This is a genomic window from Prauserella muralis (assembly GCF_003202285.1).
GTDB classification, from domain to species: Bacteria; Actinomycetota; Actinomycetes; order Mycobacteriales; family Pseudonocardiaceae; genus Prauserella_B; species Prauserella_B muralis.
Window position 1 is genome coordinate 107,676 of record NZ_MASW01000004.1, and the last position, 16,899, is coordinate 124,574.

The window sequence follows — 16,899 nt, forward strand, 5'->3', positions numbered from 1 at the left end:
GCGGACGCAACCCACACGTGATCCGAGTCCTGGCCGAACGAAGTTCTACGCGAACGTCATGGAGGTGGCCGCCGGGACATTCGAGAGTGGAGTCAAGCCAGTCACAGGAAGGAGTCGTCCCATGCCTGACATCACCCGGGACCACGTGGCGCACGCCGTGGCCGCAGCCGGCATCGACCAGGCGGCTTTTCGCGACGCGCTCTCCACATTCGCCAGTGGCGTCACCGTGCTGACGACGGTCGACGCCAGTGGGCAGAAGTACGGCATCACCGCCAGCTCGTTCACCTCCCTGTCGATTGACCCTCCGCTCGTGCTGATCTGTGTCGCCCGGTCCGCCTACAGCTACGCGGCCTTCGAGGAGTCGAGGCACTTCGGTATCTCGGTATTGCACGACGGCCAGGCCGACCTCGCCACGCGGTACGCCGTTCAGGGCGGGGCGAAGTTTCTGGACGACGAGTACGCGATCGATGGGAGGACAGGAGTGCCACTGATCCGCGCAGCGCTGACGACCTTGCTGTGTTCCACGCACGAGGTCATGCCCGGCGGGGACCACGGAATCCTCATCGGTGCGGTAGAAGACGTCGCCACCCACGCCGGCCTTCCACTCGTCAACTACGCCCGAGAGCTCACGACCGTCCAGGTTGGAGGCGGGTCCCGGACACACGCGTTCGGACGGTAGGGCGACCGTGACGAAGGGCGACGTGCTGCCTTCCGCCCGGGGCCGACGGATCCAGGCGCCTCGTCGGCGGTATACTGAACCCCCTCACACAGGACACTCAACCGCGCCACGGCACTGTCATGCGTCAAGAGTTGGCAGGGTCAATCTTGGTTTGGCTGGGCTCGGTACGTGTATGTTCAGCCTCCGGTTGGTGAGATTTTCACCGTTCGGGGTATCTGCAACAGCGCAGGTCACAGTGGTGGGGGCGGGCTCGTCTCCTCCCCACCGGTACGTCCTGGCGGGGTTCGCGCCGACGATGTTGGTCTCATTCGACACCGCTTCCAAGCCGAGTGCTCGCTCAGCCCGTCCGCTGTTTGGTGGCTTGGGCCAGACGGTAGGAGTCGGTGCCGGTCTCGAGGATGGTGCCGCCGAAAGTGAGCCGGTCGACGATGGCGGCGCAGAGCCGGGGATCGGTGAAGGTCTTGGTCCAGCCGCCGAAGGATTCGTTGGACGCGATCGCGACCGACGCCTTCTCCTCGCGCTCGGTGAGGACCTGGAAGAGGAGTTCGGCGCCTCGTCGGTCGAGTTGCATGTAGCCGAATTCGTCGATGCACAGAAGGTCCACGCGGCCGTAGCGGGCGATGGTCTTCGCGAGCGTCATCTCGTCGGCGGCCTCCACGAGCTCGTTGGCAAGCTGGGTCGCGAGTGTGTACTTGACCCGGTAGCCGCCCATGGCAGCCTCGGTGCCCAGCGCGATCAGCAGATGCGACTTGCCTGTGCCGGAGTCCCCGATCAGGCATAGCGGTTGACCCTTTTGCACCCATTCGCACTTGGCGAGCGTGTGCACAACGGCGGGATCGATGTGGGGTTGGCTTCGAAGTCAAAGGTCCGCAGGGACTTCTCGCGCGGGAACTTCGCCGCCTTGATCCGCCGCTCGGAACGGCGGCGGGCGCGATCGTCGCATTCGGCGAGCAGCAGTTCGGCGAGGAACCCGCGGTAGGACATCTGCTCGCGCCCGGCGCGGTCGGCGTACTCGGTGAACGAGTTCCGGATGGTCGGCATCCTCAGCATCCGGCATGCCTGGTCAATGGCGGCGTCGGCTGCCTCCTCGGTCATCCCTCGGCGTTTGGTGGTCACGGTGCGGCTCCTTCGTTCGGGGTGTCACGGCGGCTGGGCAGCAGCTGGTCGTACTTGTCCACGGTCGGTAGCGCCCGATCGTCGGCGGGCAGTTGGACACGCAGGCGGTGCTCGGTCAGCGAGCAGACCGCTGGTGCCTCCGGCGGTGCGTTGGTGCCGGTGTCGGGCTCGACGACCTGGTCGTCAGACACGTCGTCGTGTTTGCGCGCTTCGAGTGCGACGGCGTCGGCGGTGAGCGCGCCGGCCGATAGGGCGGTGGCAAGCCCGGCGACGACGCTTTCGTGCCGGAGGTGCCGTTGGAGCATCAGGACCTCGATCAGAGCGCGGGTGCCTTCGGCATCGCCGTGCGCCTTGCACACGGCGGCCCACCAGGCGTCGTGCACGCGTGTGAACCGTCCCACCGCACGGGCTTGCTCCAACGCTGTGGCTCCGCGCAATGCGCCCGGTTTGCGCAGGAGGACTTCCAGGTAATGGTCGAGGTCGACCCGGGTGCCGCCCTTGGTCATCAGCCGCTCGTGGCGGGCGATCTCGGTCTTGCCGTCGTAGACGACCAGGTCGCTTCCTGATGGTGCTCTCCGAGCGTCTGTCAAGCTCGATCGGACAGGCCCTGTTACAGGCCGCCATCGCAGCTCCCGGGAACACGGATCTCGATGAGGCAGTTCGGGCTGGCCGAGAAGATCGTCGACGTCGTCCTGCCCGGCATCCACGCCACCACGCCGTAAAGCTCCGATCACCTTGGCCCGGGCGCCACGGTTGTGTGGCCGTATGAGCAGGAATCCTATCCCGGCTCCGCCGGGCTGCTGTGCTGAACGAGTTCAACATGAACGACGTTCTGCCGCCCCGCGAGCCACCGGCACTTTATCTCCGCGCGAACGGGTTTCCGGCGGTGCGATCCCCTGTGGTTCGAAGCCGAACGAGCTCGCGAACTGCTTTGGCGCAAGCAGCATCTCGACGGAGAGGTTGTCTACCAGGCGCAGATAGAATCCGCCGGAAATCTCCGGCATTTCGGCGTCGAACGGATCCCGAGCCGCTCGGACGCTTCGCGCGCACGCAGGAGTTCGTCGCGGTCGCGGTCGCGGTACCCCATGGCGACGTTCATGAAGCCCTGACCGCTCAAGAGCGCGCCCGGGTCCGGAGCCTTCGGCTCGGGGGTGTCGTACTCCATCACCTCGAGGAGCACGTCGCCGGCTTGGAACCGATCCGCAGTCGCCCGACGACCGGGATGCGACTTGCCGAAGGCGGTGCGAAGATGGTCGCGCCGCTGCGCCCGTACCCCCGAATGCCGGGTAGCCTGACGCTACCCGGCCTGCTGGAATGCCCGAATCGCGGCCGTGCCGATGATCCGGTGCCCGTCCCTGTCGTAGGTGACCGGGGTGCCCTCCTCCTGAGGAATGTCCACGCGCAGTGATACGAGCGCCTTCTGACAGCTCCACTTCATGATGCTGAACAGCAGCTGGCTGATCTGGTCGTCGTCGAAATGCCGCCGCACGTCAGCGCGAAGATCCTCCCCCACCGCGCCCGGCATCATGATCACGGCATCGGCGAGCCGCAGCGCCGCCTTCCAGGCGTCCGGCAGGTCGCTGCTCTCGTAGCGGTCGATCTTCGCCGCCATCGGATCGTCCAGCTCGGCGTCCAGCACGCGCACCGACGCGCAGAGCCGGCAGTCGTGGTAACGAGCACAGCGCAGTCGTACGATCTCGACGATCCGCGGATCAACGGCGCCGCGGAGCTGCCTGCGCACCGTTGCCCGCGAGAACTCGTCGAACGTCCGCATCACTGGGCTCGCGCCCATCAGGTCGGGAGACACGCGGGGAGCCGTCATGCCACTTCCTCCATGGTGAGTAGGGCGCTAGCCACCATCTTGAGGCGCATCTCCACCTCGATGACATAGACCGCGCCGACGAAGGCACACACCTGCTCGGGGTTCAGGTGCGCGAGGAGATCGTTGATGTGCTCATCGGTGACCGCCGATACCGACATCGTGAACTGTTCCGCGAACGCCAGATGCGCCCGGTCAGCCGCATCGAACCAGGTGGAGTCCGGCCACCGGTCGAGCTGCGCGACCTTGTCCTCGGAGAGCCCGGCGGCAACCGCCGCCGGTGTGCGCGTGCGTGCCGCTGTGGGGTGCCCGAGCAGGGCGGCGAGTCGCAGGCGGCACAACTCGAGCCGGACCGGATCGGTCGACGTCCACGCGACCTCCCGCATCTCGTCGAGCTCACGAGCACTCTCCGGCTGCAGGTCTCGCAACCGCGCGTCAATAGTTGACCAAGTGTCCAGGGCCATGTTGTTTCCTATACTCGATAGGGGCAATCTAGCGGTGTCATCAAACACGGTCAAGCCGCGATCGCTGTGGCCATGACGGCAAACCGTCGCAGGAAGGGCTCATCATTTCCACGACAGCAGAGCCGCGCCGCCGACGCACCAGGTCCATGGGCGGCCGGCCAACTCACAAAGGCGTCTCGATCGACCGCATCGTCGATGCGGCAGTCCAGGTCCTCGCCGACCATGGTTATGAAGGGCTTACGACGGCGGAGGTCGCCCGGCGCCTCGACATCTCGCAGCCCACGCTCTACAGCCATGTCCGCAACCTCGACCAGCTCCGGTCGTTGATCGCGGTGCGCGGGATGCGGGAGCTGAGCCACCGGGTGAGGGTCGCGGTGCAGGGCAGGGAAGGCGACGACGCGATGCGTGCGATGGCCTACGCGTACCGTGGATTCGTACGCAACTACCCGGCCCTGTACATGATCCAGCAACGCGCACCGTCCACTCAGGAGTACTGGGACGCCGCACCGAAAGCGGCTCAGGCGGTTCAGGACGTGCTCCGCGGCTACGGGATCGACGACGAGCAGCTCCCGCACGTGCACCTGGTGTTCCGGACGTCGATCCACGGCTTCGTCGACCAGGAGATCAACAATGCGATCCCCGACGTCCAGAACATCGACGCCAGCTTCGATCTGTTCCTGCGGTTCCTCACCGACGGGATCAAGATGCTCGCCGCGGACACGTAGCGTCAGAACTTTCGCAACCCCGCCTCAACCAGCAGTGGCCTGATCGTTTCGTCGTAGCGCGCAATGCCATCGTCGTAGTCGGGGAACGAAACGGCCATGCCGGCCATCCCACCGTCGGCCATTGTCTTGATTCCCTCGAACACCTGCTCGGCGGTACCGACGAGCGGGAAGCCCCAGTTCCCGGCCGCGGTGCGTATCACCATCTGTTCGCGGGCCACCACGTCCACGCTACGCATCTTTCCCATCGACATCTCGATAAAGGTCTCGGTCGAATGGCGGTCGAGCTTCTCCTCGACGAGATACGTGAACTTCTTCCGTGCGTCAGCCTCGGTATCCCCGCACACGATATAGGCATGCCCGCAGAACTTCAGATCCGCGCCACCCGCCGATGCCGCCGTGGCCTTGGCCCGAGCCAGCATGTCCGGGAACTCCTCGAGGCTCGGATAGATCCCGAAATTCACGTCCGCGTACCGCGCGGCGAACGCCAACCCCGCGGGGCTGGACCCGGCGCTCATGATCACCGGTCGGCGCCGCTGCACGGGCTTCGGCTCCGAGACGACCTCCGTCCCACTGAGGAAACGGCCGTGGAAGTCGAACGGCTCCTCGGACTCGAATGTCTTCAGGAGGAAGTCCATCCATTCCGCGGCATACTCGTAGCGCTTGTCGTGCTCGATCTCCGGCAGGCCGAACATCGCGAACTCGCTCTGATTCCACCCGGCCACCACGTTCAACGCAAGCCTGCCCGACGAGATGTGATCGACCGTGGCGGCCATCTTCGCGACCATGACCGGATGGAAAAGCGGGATGTGCACCGTCGAGAAGAACTGAATTCGTTCGGTGACCGATGCGAGTCCAGCGGCGAACGTGATCGCGTCCCACATACGATCATACTGCGCGTGCGAACGAGCCCAGTTCTTCCAGTGCGCGATGGACAGGATCGCGTCGATTCCGGCCTTTTCCGCAGCTTTCGCGATGCGCACGGTCTCGTCCCAGGTGATCCGTAACGTGCCTTCGCCGTGAGTCAGGGTGGTGCCGCGAGCGGTGTTCAACGACAAGAGCACGAGCTTGAACATGTTCACGTCGTCGAGAATTGGCGTTTCGGAAGGCCGGACGACCGGGTCGACGATCTCGTGCGGGGCGGGCTCAAGCGTTTCGTTCGCTGATGTCATGGGGAATGCTCCTTCAGGCTTCGACTGCTCTGGTCTGCATCTCGGCGAAGCGCACTACTTGCTCCGCCAGCGCGACGAACTGCGGCTCGTTGCGCGCAATACCCTCCGCACCGTTCACGGCCACGCCGAGCGGCGTGGGCCAGCCGCGCAACGCATGCACAACCACACGCAGGCTGTGCAGGGTGGACACCGCGGCTTGCCATCCGTGTGCCACACCGATGCACCCGACGGCGCGGCCATCCAGGTACACACGCGCGTCACCGCGCAGGTCTTCCACGTAGTCGAGGGCGTTCTTGATCATTCCGGAAACGGCGCCGTGGTATCCGGGCGAAGCGATGATGATGCCGTCCGCGCTGCGAACCGAGGCGAGCAGGGCATGGGCTTGTTCCGTCCGCGCGCTCAGGTCCGGCTGGTACAGCGGTAGCAGCAACTCGGGCCCCGTCATCAGCTCGACGGTCGCGCCACGTGCCTCCGCGGCGGCAGCCGCCGTGCGTAACGCGATCTCCGAGCTGGACCCAGGCCTGGTCGATCCGCCGAACGCCAGTATCCGGACCGGTGTCGCGCTACGTCTGGCGTCACTGGGCATGGGAGTCAGCTCTCACCGAACGGAACCCGGGGGCTGGCGTCCGGTACCCACGTCAGTCGCTCCGGCCGGAAGACATCAAAGTGGCTGATGAAACCGGCGCTGTCCGCTGCAGCCTCCGACCAGGCCTGCGACTGCATGCCCTGCTCCTTCGCCTGCTCGGAGGCGAACTTCAGGACCACGACGGCGTCCGGAGACGGTGCCGCTGTGATCGGCCACTCGGCGGCGACGTCCTTGTTCAGGAAAGCCTCGTACCAGACCACTCCGGGCACTCGCCGCACGAGCGGTGCGTGTACATCGATGTAGTGTTTCCGGAACTCGGCGGGAGATGTCCCTGCCCACCGGTAGATGTTGAAGGCCAGGTACACGTCGCCCTCGTCGGCCATTGATCGTTCCTTCCTCTTCGGACTACTCGGCTTGGGACAGGTTCGGGAGCCACTCGACGAGTTCCGGCGCCGCGATCAGGGCCAGCACGACGAGCAGCGCCACGCCAAGGAACGGCATGGCATTGCGGAAGACGTCCTGCAGTTTGACCTCGTGTCCGAGGCTGATCTCCCGGTCCATCACAAGGCGATGAACGATGAACGTGAGCACGCCGATCGGCGGGGTGACCAGCCCGATCTCGGCCAGCAGGATGGAGAAGACGCCGTACCAGATCAGATCGACGCCGAACACCTCCAGAGCCGGCGCGACCACCGGGAAGGTGAGCAGGATGACCGAGGTGGGCTCGAGGAACATCCCGAGCAGCAGCAAGATCGCCACCAGCACCAGCAGGAAGGTGACGCGGCTCAGGTCGAGATCGACCAGCCACTGCGAGATCGACGTGGCGATGCCGCTCAGCGCCAATGCCCTGGTGAGCAGGTGAACGCCGATCAGAACGAGAAAGATGGTCGCCGTCTTGACGACGGCGTCGGCCACGGTGTCCCGTACGAACCTCGCCGCGGCACTGCGCCCTTCAGCATGCCGCAGCACCGCACCGAGGCCGATCACGAGCGCGACGAGTGCCCCCACGGCCGCCGCCTCGGTCGCGGTGAACACACCGGTGAACATGCCTCCGACCACCGTCACGACGACCAGCGCGGTCGGAACGACACCCTTCACCGACCTCAGACGGCTCGACCACGTGACGCCGGCCCGAGGCACGCGTGGCGCCAGTTCCGGGTTCATCGCCGAGCGAATCACGATCAGCAGTCCGTAACCCAGAGCCAGCACCAGGCCCGGCAGTAGCGCGGCCATCAGTTGCGGCCCCACCGGAGTCTGTGCCACGCCGGCGTAGATCACCAGCATGATGCTCGGCGGGATCAGCTGGCCGAGTGTGCCCGCCATCAGCACGGATGCGGTGGCGAAGCCCGGACTGTAGCGCGCTCGGATCATCTCTGGAACGGCGACACGTCCCAGCGCGTGCGCGATCCCGATCGAGCTGCCGCTCGCCGCGGCGAGCCCGGCGCCCGCAAAGGTGGTGGACACCGCCAGGCCTCCGGGCACGCCGCCGACCCACTGCTTCGCGGCGTCGAACGCTCCGCCTGCGATGCCTCCCCTGCTCATGGCGGACCCCATCAGCACGAACAGCGGGATGACCGACAGCTGCCAGGTCGCCGTCGTGCCGAAAACGGTGTGCGACAACGTTCCGGCGACGGCCGTCCAACCGGACAGCGCCCAGATTCCCACGGTCGCCGCGACCATCATGCAGATCGCGACCGGGACGCCGATCAGCATGAGCAGGACGACCAACGCGATGATCAGGGCCCCGGTGATCTCCCCCGGCGGCGGCGCCAGCACGAGGATCGACAGGATGGCGACGACCCCGAGCGCACCGACTCCGGCGGCGACCAACGGGAACCGACCACGGGACGACGTGCTGCGGTGTTCAGTCATCGTGGCCACGGCTACCCACCCCTGCCTTGTCGACGGTCGAGTCGCCGCGCGTCATCCGGTGAATGGTGGCGATGATCTGTAGGAGGTAGACGGCGAGCCCGAACGCCGCGGCGAACTTGATCGGCCAAAGGGGCGCCGCCATCGTGCCTGCGACCGTCTCACCGATCTCGATGGATGCCCGCGCACTCTCGTAGGCGAAGTACGTCACACCGGCGATCATGAGCCCACTGATCACGAGTGCGCCGACATCGGCGGCCTTCTTGGCGCGCGGCGGCAGCACGCCGGTCAGGACCGTGATTCGGATGTGGTCGTCAGCGGATTGCGCCGCGCCGGCGGCCAGGAATACGATCAGTGGCATCCACCACGAGCTGACTGTCTCCAGGGTGCCGGGAAGCGGCTCGTTCAGTATCGCCCGCCCCGTGACATCGGCGGTCACCTGGACGGCCATGACCAGGCAGGCCAAGCTCCCCACGGCGAGCATGAACTTGGTGATCTTGTTCGCGGCACGCAGCACGGTCACCACTCGCCTCGATCAGCTTGCGGAAGGATCGAACAGTTCGGACTTCGCCTTCCCGAAGAAGGGCCCGAGCTTCAGGTCGCCAGCCGACTGGTAGGCCTTGAGTATCCGCTCTGGCGTTCGAGTGGAGTCCGATCCGAACTCGTACCCGAGCTCGACGACGATCTTCTTCCACCGATCGAGCGAGCCGGCGAACTGCTCGTACAGGGGTTGGTTACTCGGTTCCCGCCGGAAATCAGCGATCGCCCGCTCCTGATGATCGGCCAGTATCGCGTCGAGCGAGCGCGTATCGTGGAAAAGGACGTCGTGTTCGCCCGTTGCCCTGTCCGCGAACCTCTTGTGGTCCTTGATGAACGTATCGAGGAATGTGGACCACAAGGTGTGCGTCGCGCCTTCGATCACGTCCTGCGCATCCCGTGGCAGACTGTTCCACCGGTCCAGGTTCATGACGATCGGGTTGGACATCAAGGTGGTGAAGACCGTCGGATAGTAGTGCTTGGCCACCTCGGACAAGCCGAGCGCATAGTATCCGGTGGGCACCAGGATCGCGCAGTCGACGACGCCCCGCTGGAGCCCTTCGTACAGCTCAACCGCCGGTAGGCTCACCGGCACCATGCCGAGCGCCTTGGCCTCGTCCTCCCAGATCTTTCCCGGAGCCCGCACCCGCAGCCCACGCGCGTCAGCGGCCGAGTCGATTTCCTTGGTGCACATCATGTCGTAGGACGTGCCGATGTACTGCGCGGTCAGGAACTTCAGGTTGTTCTTCTCGTATTCCAGGGCAAGATCGCCATAGTTCGTGTACGTCTCCTGCTGCGCCGCCGCGGCCTGCAGTATTCCGGCAGGAAACGAATTCTCAGGCAATGAGCCCAGGACCGTGAGCCGATCCGTCAGCGGCAGTTCCTGCGGATGAACGGAGGCGGTCAGATAGCCGATGTCGACCAGACCGGTCGAGACGGCGTCCAGCATTTCATCCGCAGGGACCAGGGACGAACTCTCGTGGATGTCGAAAGTGATCTTTCCGCCGGTCTTGTCCCTCACCTCGTCCGCGAACACCTTCGACATTCCGCGATCCGGACCGAAATTGGCAACGACGAGGTTCATTGCATCCAAATCGTCAATGGACCCCGACGCTCCCGCACCAGCGCCGGCCGAGCATCCCGCCAGTGCACAGACCGCGAAGACACTCAGCGCCCTGACCAGCATTCCCGCCGAAGGCCGTACTTTTCTGCTTTCGAGCATCGTCGCTCCTCAAACGTTGTCGGCCTCTCGGCCAGCAACCATGTGCTCACCGGTCAGCTGCTGCCTATTGGCAATAGGTACCTTATAGGCCTCCGGCGATCCGATGTCAAGACACAGGTGCGCTCTGCTCTAGACGTCCCTCCGCCGTCAACTTCGGCTCGACCAGGTCACCGACCCCCTCTTGACTTCATCCGGTACCGGCCACTACCTTCCTATTGACTATAGGTTGGGTCTCTTCTGGGCAGGGTAGGAGCCAATGACGACGCCGATCCCCGTATGGGAGCGTTACCCCGCAGCGCCGATAGACCAGGACAACGTCGCGCTCTACAAAGGCTGGCTACGCCACGAACTGACGCTCCCTCGTTGCGGCAACTGCGGGAAATGGCATGCCCCCAGCTATCCGTTGTGCCCGTTCTGTTGGTCGTTCGACCTCATCCCGACGCCGCTGTCCGGCCGGGGCACGGTGCATCTGTCGATCTTGCTGCATCAGGGTCCGTCCGCGAAGGGCGTGAGCTATCCCTACCCGGTCGTCACCGTCGAACTAGCCGAGCAGGCAGGGCTGAGGTTCACCAGCACGGCCGTGGAAGGCTGCGGACGCCTGGCCATCGGTACCCCGGTCGAACTCGCCTGGCTCGACCGGGACGGCGCCCCGTTTCCCGCTTTTCGCCCACGAGACGGAGCAACCCAGTGACCGGCAACCGTATCCAGGACCGCATCGCCATCGCGGGAGTCGGTTCGACAGGCTACACCCGCGACGGCAACCGTACCGCGCGATCACTGGCTGCCGAAGCCGCGGTGTCGGCCATCCGCGACGCCGGGCTCGACCGTGCGGACATCGGCGGCGTCATCTCGTCGGCTGGGGTGGGCAGCTGGACGATCGTGCCGCCCGGCGCCACCGAGATGGTCGCGATGCTCCGGCTACCGAACGTGACCTACTTCGGCGACGGAAACCCGGTGATCGTCAGCCCGCTGCTCGATGCCATGCACGCCATCTACTCGGGCACGTGCGACACCGTTCTGCTGTATCACTACAACTACCGGACGCCGTTCAGTTCCCGACGCGCCGCCGACGACCCCTTCCGCCGGCACATCCGCGGCTACGACAACCTCCCCCCAGAGAATGCCCGCAATGCGGCAGCGTACGCCGCATGGGCGAGCAGGTATCTGCACGAGAACTCCATCGACCGCGAACACCTGGGCCGCGTCGCCGTGAACAGCAGGACGAACGCCAGATCCAACCCGCTCGCCGCGATGCGCTCACCCTTGACGCTGGACGAGTACCTGGCCGCCAGGCTTGTGCGCGAACCACTGGGGATGCTGGACATGGACCTCCCGGTCGACGGAGCGGAAGCGTTCATCCTGACCACCAGCGAACACGCGCGGGACCTTCCCCACACACCGGTACTTGTCCACACCGCCGCCGAGGGCCTGGTCGACACGGCCAGCGATGAGGAACAACTCGCCTCGCTCGCCCATCACGGCCAGGACATCGTCGTCCGGCAGCTGCGAGCCCGCAGCCAGCGATCGCTGAACGACGTCGACGTCGCCTACGTCTACGACGGCTTCACCTTCATCACCTTGTCCTGGTTCGAGAAGCTCGGCTGGTGCGCCCCCGGTGAAGCCGGCCCGTTCCTCGATCACGCATGGCATGACGAGCAGCAGAGGCTGCTCGTCGACGGCCGGGTTCCTGTGAACCCACAAGGCGGGATGCTGTCCGAGGGAGGCACCCAGGGTGCCGGCTTCGTGCGTGACGCCGTCCACCAACTCCGCGGCACGGCGGGTGACCGCCAGATCGATGACCCCCGTACGGCGCTGCTCGCCATCGGTGGCTTCTTCTACAACTCGCAAGGCGCCGTCCTCATCCGGGACGACAACCGGTGAGTCCATTGCCAAGGAAGGGATCGACGCCATGAGTTCTCCCACTGACGACACCTCGTCGTTCCTGGGTGGCCTTCGTGTCCTGGAGCTCGCCGACGAGCTCGGCGAGTACTGCGGGAAGCTCCTGGCCGGCTTGGGCGCCGACGTGGTCAAGGCCGAACCACCCGCCGGCGAAGTCACCCGTGGCTACGGCCCGTTTCAGAACGACATCCCGCACGTCGACCGCAGCCTGTATTTCTGGCACTACAACTTCGGCAAGCGCAGCGTGGTGATCGATCTCGACACCGACGACGGCCGTGACCACTTCGCCGCGCTGGCCAAGGTCGCCGACGTCGTCATCGACACCCGCCGCCGTGACCATCTCGCCGACCGCGGCCTCGACTACCCACACCTGGCCGAGACGAACCCCGGCCTGATCTACGCGCGGATCAGCCCATTCGGCGACGACGGTCCGTGGGCGGATTACCACGGCAGCGATCTGGTACACCTCGCGCTGGGCGGGGTGATGATGAACTGCGGCTATGACCCCGACCCGCACGGCGTCTACGACACCCCGCCGATCGCCCCGCAGATGTGGCAGTCCTACCAGATCGCTGGCGAGATGGCCGTGATGTCAATCCTCGGCGCGCTCTCCTACCGTCTGCGCTCAGGCCGGGGCCAGCGGCTCGACGTCAGCGTCCATCAGGCCGTCAGCACGAACACCGAGACGGATATGCCGGACTGGGTCTTCCTCCGCCAGGAGCACAGGCGCCTCACCGGCAGGCACTCCATGCCCGCCTCCACCGTCCCGTCGTTGTCCATCACGAAGGACGGCCGGTACATCATGCCCTACCGGTCCTATCTCAGCAGCTTCGGCGCGAGCTGGGAAGGCGAGCTACGCCTGCTCCGCAAGTACGGGATGCAGTCCGACCTGGAGGAGCCGCGTTACGCGGACGCGAACTACCGAGTACAACCACAGGTGATGGACCATATCGCGCAGGTGACCGACAAACTGGTCGGCAGGCTGCTGTTCGACCGCGACATCTGGCGCGATGCACAGGCAGAGGGGCTGCCCTGGGCACCCATCCGGCGGCCGGAGGAGAACGTCGACGACGATCACTGGCGGGCCAGGGACACGTTCTACGATGTGCATCACCCGGAGCTCGGTGAGACGTACACCTACATCGGCGCCCGGTGGTACTGCCCGGAAGTACCCTGGAGACAAGGACCTCGGCCGCCGCTGCTGGGCGAACACACCAGCCAGGTGCTGGACGAGTGGACGCCGCGCACACCACTCCGGCCCACGCGTGTGCCGCGGCGCGACTCGGCGGCGGTCAGCAGCCGAGGCACACCCTTCGCGTTGGCGGGTGTGCGGGTCGTGGATCTGAGCTGGATGCTGGCGAGTGCGGGTGCTGGCCGGTTCCTCGCCGCCATGGGCGCGGAAGTGATCAAGGTCGAGCACGAGTCACGCTGGGACAGCATGCGATTCGGATTCGGCCTGTGCCCGCCTGGTGGGCGGGCACAGCGTGAGCGGGCGCACGAGCCGATCCCGACGCCGGAGGTCACCGACCCGAACCAATGCGGCAACTTCATGGAGGTCAACGCGGGCAAGCTGAGCCTGGCCCTGAACCTGAAGCACCCGCGCGGGCGGGAGATCCTGGAGGACTTGATTCGACAGGCGGACATGGTCACCGAGGGATTCTCGCCGGGGACGATGGAGCGCATGGGGCTGGGTTACGACCGCCTCCGCGAGATCAACCCGTCGCTCATCTACGTGCAACAGTCGGGATTCGGCCAGCACGGCACCTACGGCCAGGCACGCGCCTACGGCCCCACCGCCCAGGGCTTCTCCGGTATCACCGACATGTCCGGGCTGCCCGCGCCCTTCCCTCCGGCGGGCATCGGCTACTCCTACCTGGACTGGTTCGGCGCGTACAACATGGCCAATGCCATGCTCGCTGCCCTGTACCGCCAGGCCGTCACCGGTCAGGGTTGCCACATCGACGCTTCCCAGGGGGAGATCGGTATCTACCTCACCGGCACCGCGATCCTCGACCACGCGGTGAACGGCCGATCCTGGACCCGCTACGCCAACCGATCCCCATACAAGCCGGCGGCCCCGTGCGGGGCATACCGCACCCGTGGCGAGGACCGGTGGATCGCGATCACCGCGTTCACCGACGAGCAGTGGGCCGCGCTGGTGGCCGAACTCGGTCAACCCGCGTGGGCTTCGTGGCCGGAGTTCGCCACGCTGGCGTCGAGGTTGGCGCATCAGGACAAGCTGGATCAGCTCGTCGAGGAGGAGACCCGCTGCCGCGACGGCTTTGAACTGATGACAGCGCTGCAAGCTCGATCCGTTCCGGCCGGCGTGTGCCAGACCGCGCGGGACCGCTACGAGTCCGATCCCCAGCTGAGCAGCGACGGGTGGATGGTCGAGCTGGAACAGACCGACATCGGACGATGGCCGGTCAAGGAGGTCCCCGTGCGGATGAGCGAGACGCCCACCTACATCGGCGGACCGTACGATCGGTCCGGGCCCAGCTACGGAGAGGACACCGACTATGTGCTGCACACGATCCTGGGCCTGACCCGTGCACAGACGGATCAGCTTCGGGAAAGCGGCGCGCTGTGACCACCGCGGCGGTCCGGTTCGGCATGGCGGCCACCGACGTCGACACCATCGTCGACACGGCTCGCGACATCGAACGGCTCGGCTACGACTACCTGGCTGTCGGTGAGCATCTGTTCTTCCACGTACCGACCCCCAACGCGATGACGGCATTGGCGGCGGCCGCCGCCGTGACCCAGCGCGTGGAGCTGCTGTCCGCGGTCGTCCAGCTCCCGCTGTACCCGGCTCCCCTGTTGGCCAAGATGTCTGCCGTCATCGATACCATCTCGGGCGGCCGGTTCAACCTCGGCGTCGGCGTCGGCGGCGAGGAGCCACGGGAGTTCGAAGCGTGCGGAGTCGACGTGTCCTCCCGGGGGCGCCGCTCGGACGAGGCGCTCGAAGTGATGACTCGGCTGTGGACAGAGGAGGCCGTGTCGTATCGTGGTGACCACACCGTGCTCCGCGAGGTCACCCTCGACCCCGCGCCAAGCCGTAAGCCGCATCCCCCGATCTGGGTGTCCGGACGCAAGCGCGCGGCACTACGCCGAGCAGCACGTTTCGGCCAATGGTGGATGCCCTACATGTACACGCCGGAGATGTTCGCGAGCGGCGTCAACGAGTTGGCCGAGCTCGCCAACAACGCGGGGCGCGACGCGAAGTGCGTCCGGCCTGGGCTGTTCACCTTCATCAGCTGCCACGGCGACCGGGAATACGCCGTCAATCAGGCGGTGCGGCTGCTCAGCGACCAGTACCACCAGGACTTCAGCCACCTCGTGGAGAAGTACGTCGTGACCGGCACGCCCGACGATTGCATCGGCAAGCTCACCCAATACACCGAGGCCGGCGCCGAGGCGATCATCCTCGTACCGCTCGGTGATGCCACGGCCGTAGCGGAGATGCGGGAACGACTCGCCATCGACGTCCTTCCGGCCTTCCCTCGGGAGTTTCCATGAGTCCTAGCGAGTTCGTCGACATCGACATTCCCTACCTGCACTCCGAGTACCAGTCGACCGTGCTGCGAGCTCCCCAGAAACGACTGGTCGACCTGCCCCGGGACTGGTTCCACCATTCCCCGGGCCCGGTGTTCGGCCGCGTGCCGGTGCGACCCGGGGACAACGATCTGACAACGCAACACACGGGCAGGCCGCTCGGTCAGTTCATCGTCCTGTCTGGCCGCGTGCTGGACAGTGACGGCCGCGGTGTCCCCGACGCGCTCATCGAGGTCTGGCAGGCCAACGGCGCGGGCCGGTACGTGGACGCGGCAGACCCGGGGCTGATGCCGCTCGACCCGAACTTCACCGGAGCCGGCCGCACCCTCACCGACGCGAGCGGGCACTACACCTTCCGCACGATCAAACCCGCCGCCTATCCGGGCCGCTTTCGCGGGCTGTTTCGGCCCGCGCACATCCACGTGTCGGTGTTCGGCCCCGACCTGAGCAGCCGGATCATCACCCAATGCTACTTCGAGGGAGATCCGCTGCTGCGCGTCGATCCGATTGCGCGCTCCGTTCCCGACCAGCGAGGTCTGGATCGGTTGACGGCCAAGCTGAACTGGGGCAAGACCGAACTCGGCGACGTCGACGCCGCGCTCGCCTACGACTGGGACATCGTCCTGCGCGGACGCGACATGACCCCCCGGGAGCGGTGAGCATGTCCGGTGTCTGCAGCCCGTCGCAAACGATCGGCCCGCTGTACGGGTACGCGCTCATGTTCGACGGCAGCAATCAGACGATAGAGCCGGATGCGGCGGGTGCGGTCCGGATCATAGGGTCGGTCGTGGATGGCAGCGGTGCCGCCATTGCCCACCCGGACGCGATGGTTGAGATCTGGCAGGCCGAGCAATGGGCGCGGGCCAGGGCCGACGAATCCGGGGAGTTCGAGTTCATCGTCCGGAAACCGGCCGTCACCCGATTGCCGGACGGGCGGAAGCAAGCGCCCCACTTCACGGTGGCGGTGTTCGCCAGCGGCCTGCTCAAGCAGGTCGTGACACGGTTGTACTTTCCCGACGAGCAAGCCGCCAACGCCGACGATCCGGTGCTCGGGTACGTACCGCGGGGCGATCGCGAACGGCTCATCGCACAGGCCGTTCCGGGCGGCCTCAGGTTCGACATCCACCTCCAGGGGGCACAGGAGAGCGTCTTCTTCGCATTCTGAGCCACCCAGGTGGTCAGCGCCGCCGCGGAGCCGTCGATCGCCTCGACCATGGCGGCGACCGGCACGGTAAGGTTGCCAGATCTGGCCGTGCACC

18 protein-coding genes and 1 pseudogene are annotated in these 16,899 nt (G+C 66.0%); 8 read left to right on the plus strand and 11 right to left on the minus strand.

The features are described 5' to 3' along the window. Nucleotides 1-121: 121 nt before the first annotated feature. Nucleotides 122-679: a flavin reductase family protein gene (locus BAY60_RS20495; protein WP_170160491.1), complete on the plus strand. Its 558-nt coding sequence runs from the start codon at nucleotides 122-124 to the stop codon at nucleotides 677-679. A 337-nt stretch (nucleotides 680-1,016) separates the two neighbouring features. Here BAY60_RS20495 and istB read toward each other — a convergent pair. The 5 genes and pseudogenes from istB to BAY60_RS20520 all read right to left on the minus strand — a co-directional run bounded on the left by istB (nucleotide 1,017) and on the right by BAY60_RS20520 (nucleotide 4,078). Further along, nucleotides 1,017-1,774: pseudogene (istB, locus tag BAY60_RS38625) on the minus strand (IS21-like element helper ATPase IstB). A 17-nt stretch (nucleotides 1,775-1,791) separates the two neighbouring features. Continuing rightward, on the minus strand, nucleotides 1,792-2,301 hold the full coding sequence (locus tag BAY60_RS20505; RefSeq protein WP_211330405.1) for a hypothetical protein: 510 nt from the start codon (nucleotides 2,299-2,301) through the stop codon (nucleotides 1,792-1,794). A gap of 458 nt (nucleotides 2,302-2,759) precedes the next feature. Then, nucleotides 2,760-2,975, minus strand: coding sequence for a hypothetical protein (locus tag BAY60_RS20510; RefSeq protein ID WP_112282673.1), 216 nt, complete (start codon nucleotides 2,973-2,975; stop codon nucleotides 2,760-2,762). 117 nt (nucleotides 2,976-3,092) lie between these two features. Then, nucleotides 3,093-3,617 carry a carboxymuconolactone decarboxylase family protein gene (locus tag BAY60_RS20515; protein ID WP_146771057.1) on the minus strand — a complete coding sequence of 175 codons (525 nt, stop codon included), beginning with the start codon at nucleotides 3,615-3,617 and terminating at the stop codon, nucleotides 3,093-3,095. Next, on the minus strand, nucleotides 3,614-4,078 hold the full coding sequence (locus tag BAY60_RS20520; RefSeq protein WP_112282675.1) for a carboxymuconolactone decarboxylase family protein: 465 nt from the start codon (nucleotides 4,076-4,078) through the stop codon (nucleotides 3,614-3,616). The genes BAY60_RS20515 and BAY60_RS20520 overlap by 4 nt, the downstream gene beginning before the upstream one ends. Before the next feature lie 146 nt (nucleotides 4,079-4,224). Here BAY60_RS20520 and BAY60_RS20525 point away from each other — a divergent pair, with 146 nt between their 5' ends. Further along, nucleotides 4,225-4,803, plus strand: a complete 579-nt coding sequence (locus tag BAY60_RS20525; protein ID WP_112282676.1) for a TetR/AcrR family transcriptional regulator — start codon at nucleotides 4,225-4,227, stop codon at nucleotides 4,801-4,803. 2 nt (nucleotides 4,804-4,805) lie between these two features. On the opposite strand, the gene BAY60_RS20530 is transcribed toward BAY60_RS20525, so the two are convergent. Genes BAY60_RS20530 through dctP form a run of 6 tightly spaced genes read right to left on the minus strand, consistent with a single transcriptional unit; the run spans nucleotide 4,806 to nucleotide 10,186 of the window. Beyond that, the gene (locus BAY60_RS20530; protein WP_112282677.1) at nucleotides 4,806-5,972 is read right to left on the minus strand and encodes an LLM class flavin-dependent oxidoreductase; all 1,167 of its coding nucleotides are present in this window, start codon (nucleotides 5,970-5,972) and stop codon (nucleotides 4,806-4,808) included. Nucleotides 5,973-5,985: 13 nt separating this feature from the next. Further along, nucleotides 5,986-6,558: an NADPH-dependent FMN reductase gene (locus tag BAY60_RS20535; RefSeq protein WP_112282678.1), complete on the minus strand. Its 573-nt coding sequence runs from the start codon at nucleotides 6,556-6,558 to the stop codon at nucleotides 5,986-5,988. A gap of 5 nt (nucleotides 6,559-6,563) precedes the next feature. Further along, nucleotides 6,564-6,941: an EthD domain-containing protein gene (locus BAY60_RS20540; protein ID WP_112282679.1), complete on the minus strand. Its 378-nt coding sequence runs from the start codon at nucleotides 6,939-6,941 to the stop codon at nucleotides 6,564-6,566. Nucleotides 6,942-6,963: 22 nt separating this feature from the next. Further along, on the minus strand, nucleotides 6,964-8,430 hold the full coding sequence (locus tag BAY60_RS20545) for a TRAP transporter large permease (protein WP_245992717.1): 1,467 nt from the start codon (nucleotides 8,428-8,430) through the stop codon (nucleotides 6,964-6,966). Further along, a complete protein-coding gene (locus BAY60_RS20550; protein ID WP_146771058.1) occupies nucleotides 8,423-8,950 on the minus strand; it encodes a TRAP transporter small permease subunit in 528 nt (175 codons plus the stop codon). Before BAY60_RS20550 ends, BAY60_RS20545 begins: the two co-directional genes overlap by 8 nt. Before the next feature lie 12 nt (nucleotides 8,951-8,962). Then, on the minus strand, nucleotides 8,963-10,186 hold the full coding sequence (gene dctP, locus BAY60_RS20555; protein ID WP_112282682.1) for a TRAP transporter substrate-binding protein DctP: 1,224 nt from the start codon (nucleotides 10,184-10,186) through the stop codon (nucleotides 8,963-8,965). A gap of 256 nt (nucleotides 10,187-10,442) precedes the next feature. On the opposite strand from dctP, the gene BAY60_RS20560 reads away from it, so the two are divergent. From BAY60_RS20560 to BAY60_RS38010, 6 genes are all read left to right on the plus strand, one after another. Continuing rightward, complete coding sequence (locus BAY60_RS20560) at nucleotides 10,443-10,877, plus strand: Zn-ribbon domain-containing OB-fold protein (RefSeq protein ID WP_112282683.1); 435 nt, start codon at nucleotides 10,443-10,445, stop codon at nucleotides 10,875-10,877. A gap of 170 nt (nucleotides 10,878-11,047) precedes the next feature. After that, complete coding sequence (locus BAY60_RS20565; protein ID WP_211330406.1) at nucleotides 11,048-12,067, plus strand: thiolase family protein; 1,020 nt, start codon at nucleotides 11,048-11,050, stop codon at nucleotides 12,065-12,067. A 28-nt stretch (nucleotides 12,068-12,095) separates the two neighbouring features. Continuing rightward, nucleotides 12,096-14,675 carry a CaiB/BaiF CoA transferase family protein gene (locus BAY60_RS20570; RefSeq protein WP_112282685.1) on the plus strand — a complete coding sequence of 860 codons (2,580 nt, stop codon included), beginning with the start codon at nucleotides 12,096-12,098 and terminating at the stop codon, nucleotides 14,673-14,675. A gap of 23 nt (nucleotides 14,676-14,698) precedes the next feature. Beyond that, nucleotides 14,699-15,604, plus strand: a complete 906-nt coding sequence (locus BAY60_RS20575) for an LLM class flavin-dependent oxidoreductase (RefSeq protein ID WP_146771059.1) — start codon at nucleotides 14,699-14,701, stop codon at nucleotides 15,602-15,604. Next, nucleotides 15,601-16,299, plus strand: coding sequence for a dioxygenase family protein (locus tag BAY60_RS20580; RefSeq protein WP_112282687.1), 699 nt, complete (start codon nucleotides 15,601-15,603; stop codon nucleotides 16,297-16,299). The genes BAY60_RS20575 and BAY60_RS20580 overlap by 4 nt, the downstream gene beginning before the upstream one ends. A 2-nt stretch (nucleotides 16,300-16,301) precedes the next feature. After that, on the plus strand, nucleotides 16,302-16,805 hold the full coding sequence (locus tag BAY60_RS38010) for a peptidase associated/transthyretin-like domain-containing protein (protein ID WP_112282688.1): 504 nt from the start codon (nucleotides 16,302-16,304) through the stop codon (nucleotides 16,803-16,805). Nucleotides 16,806-16,899: the final 94 nt, after the last annotated feature.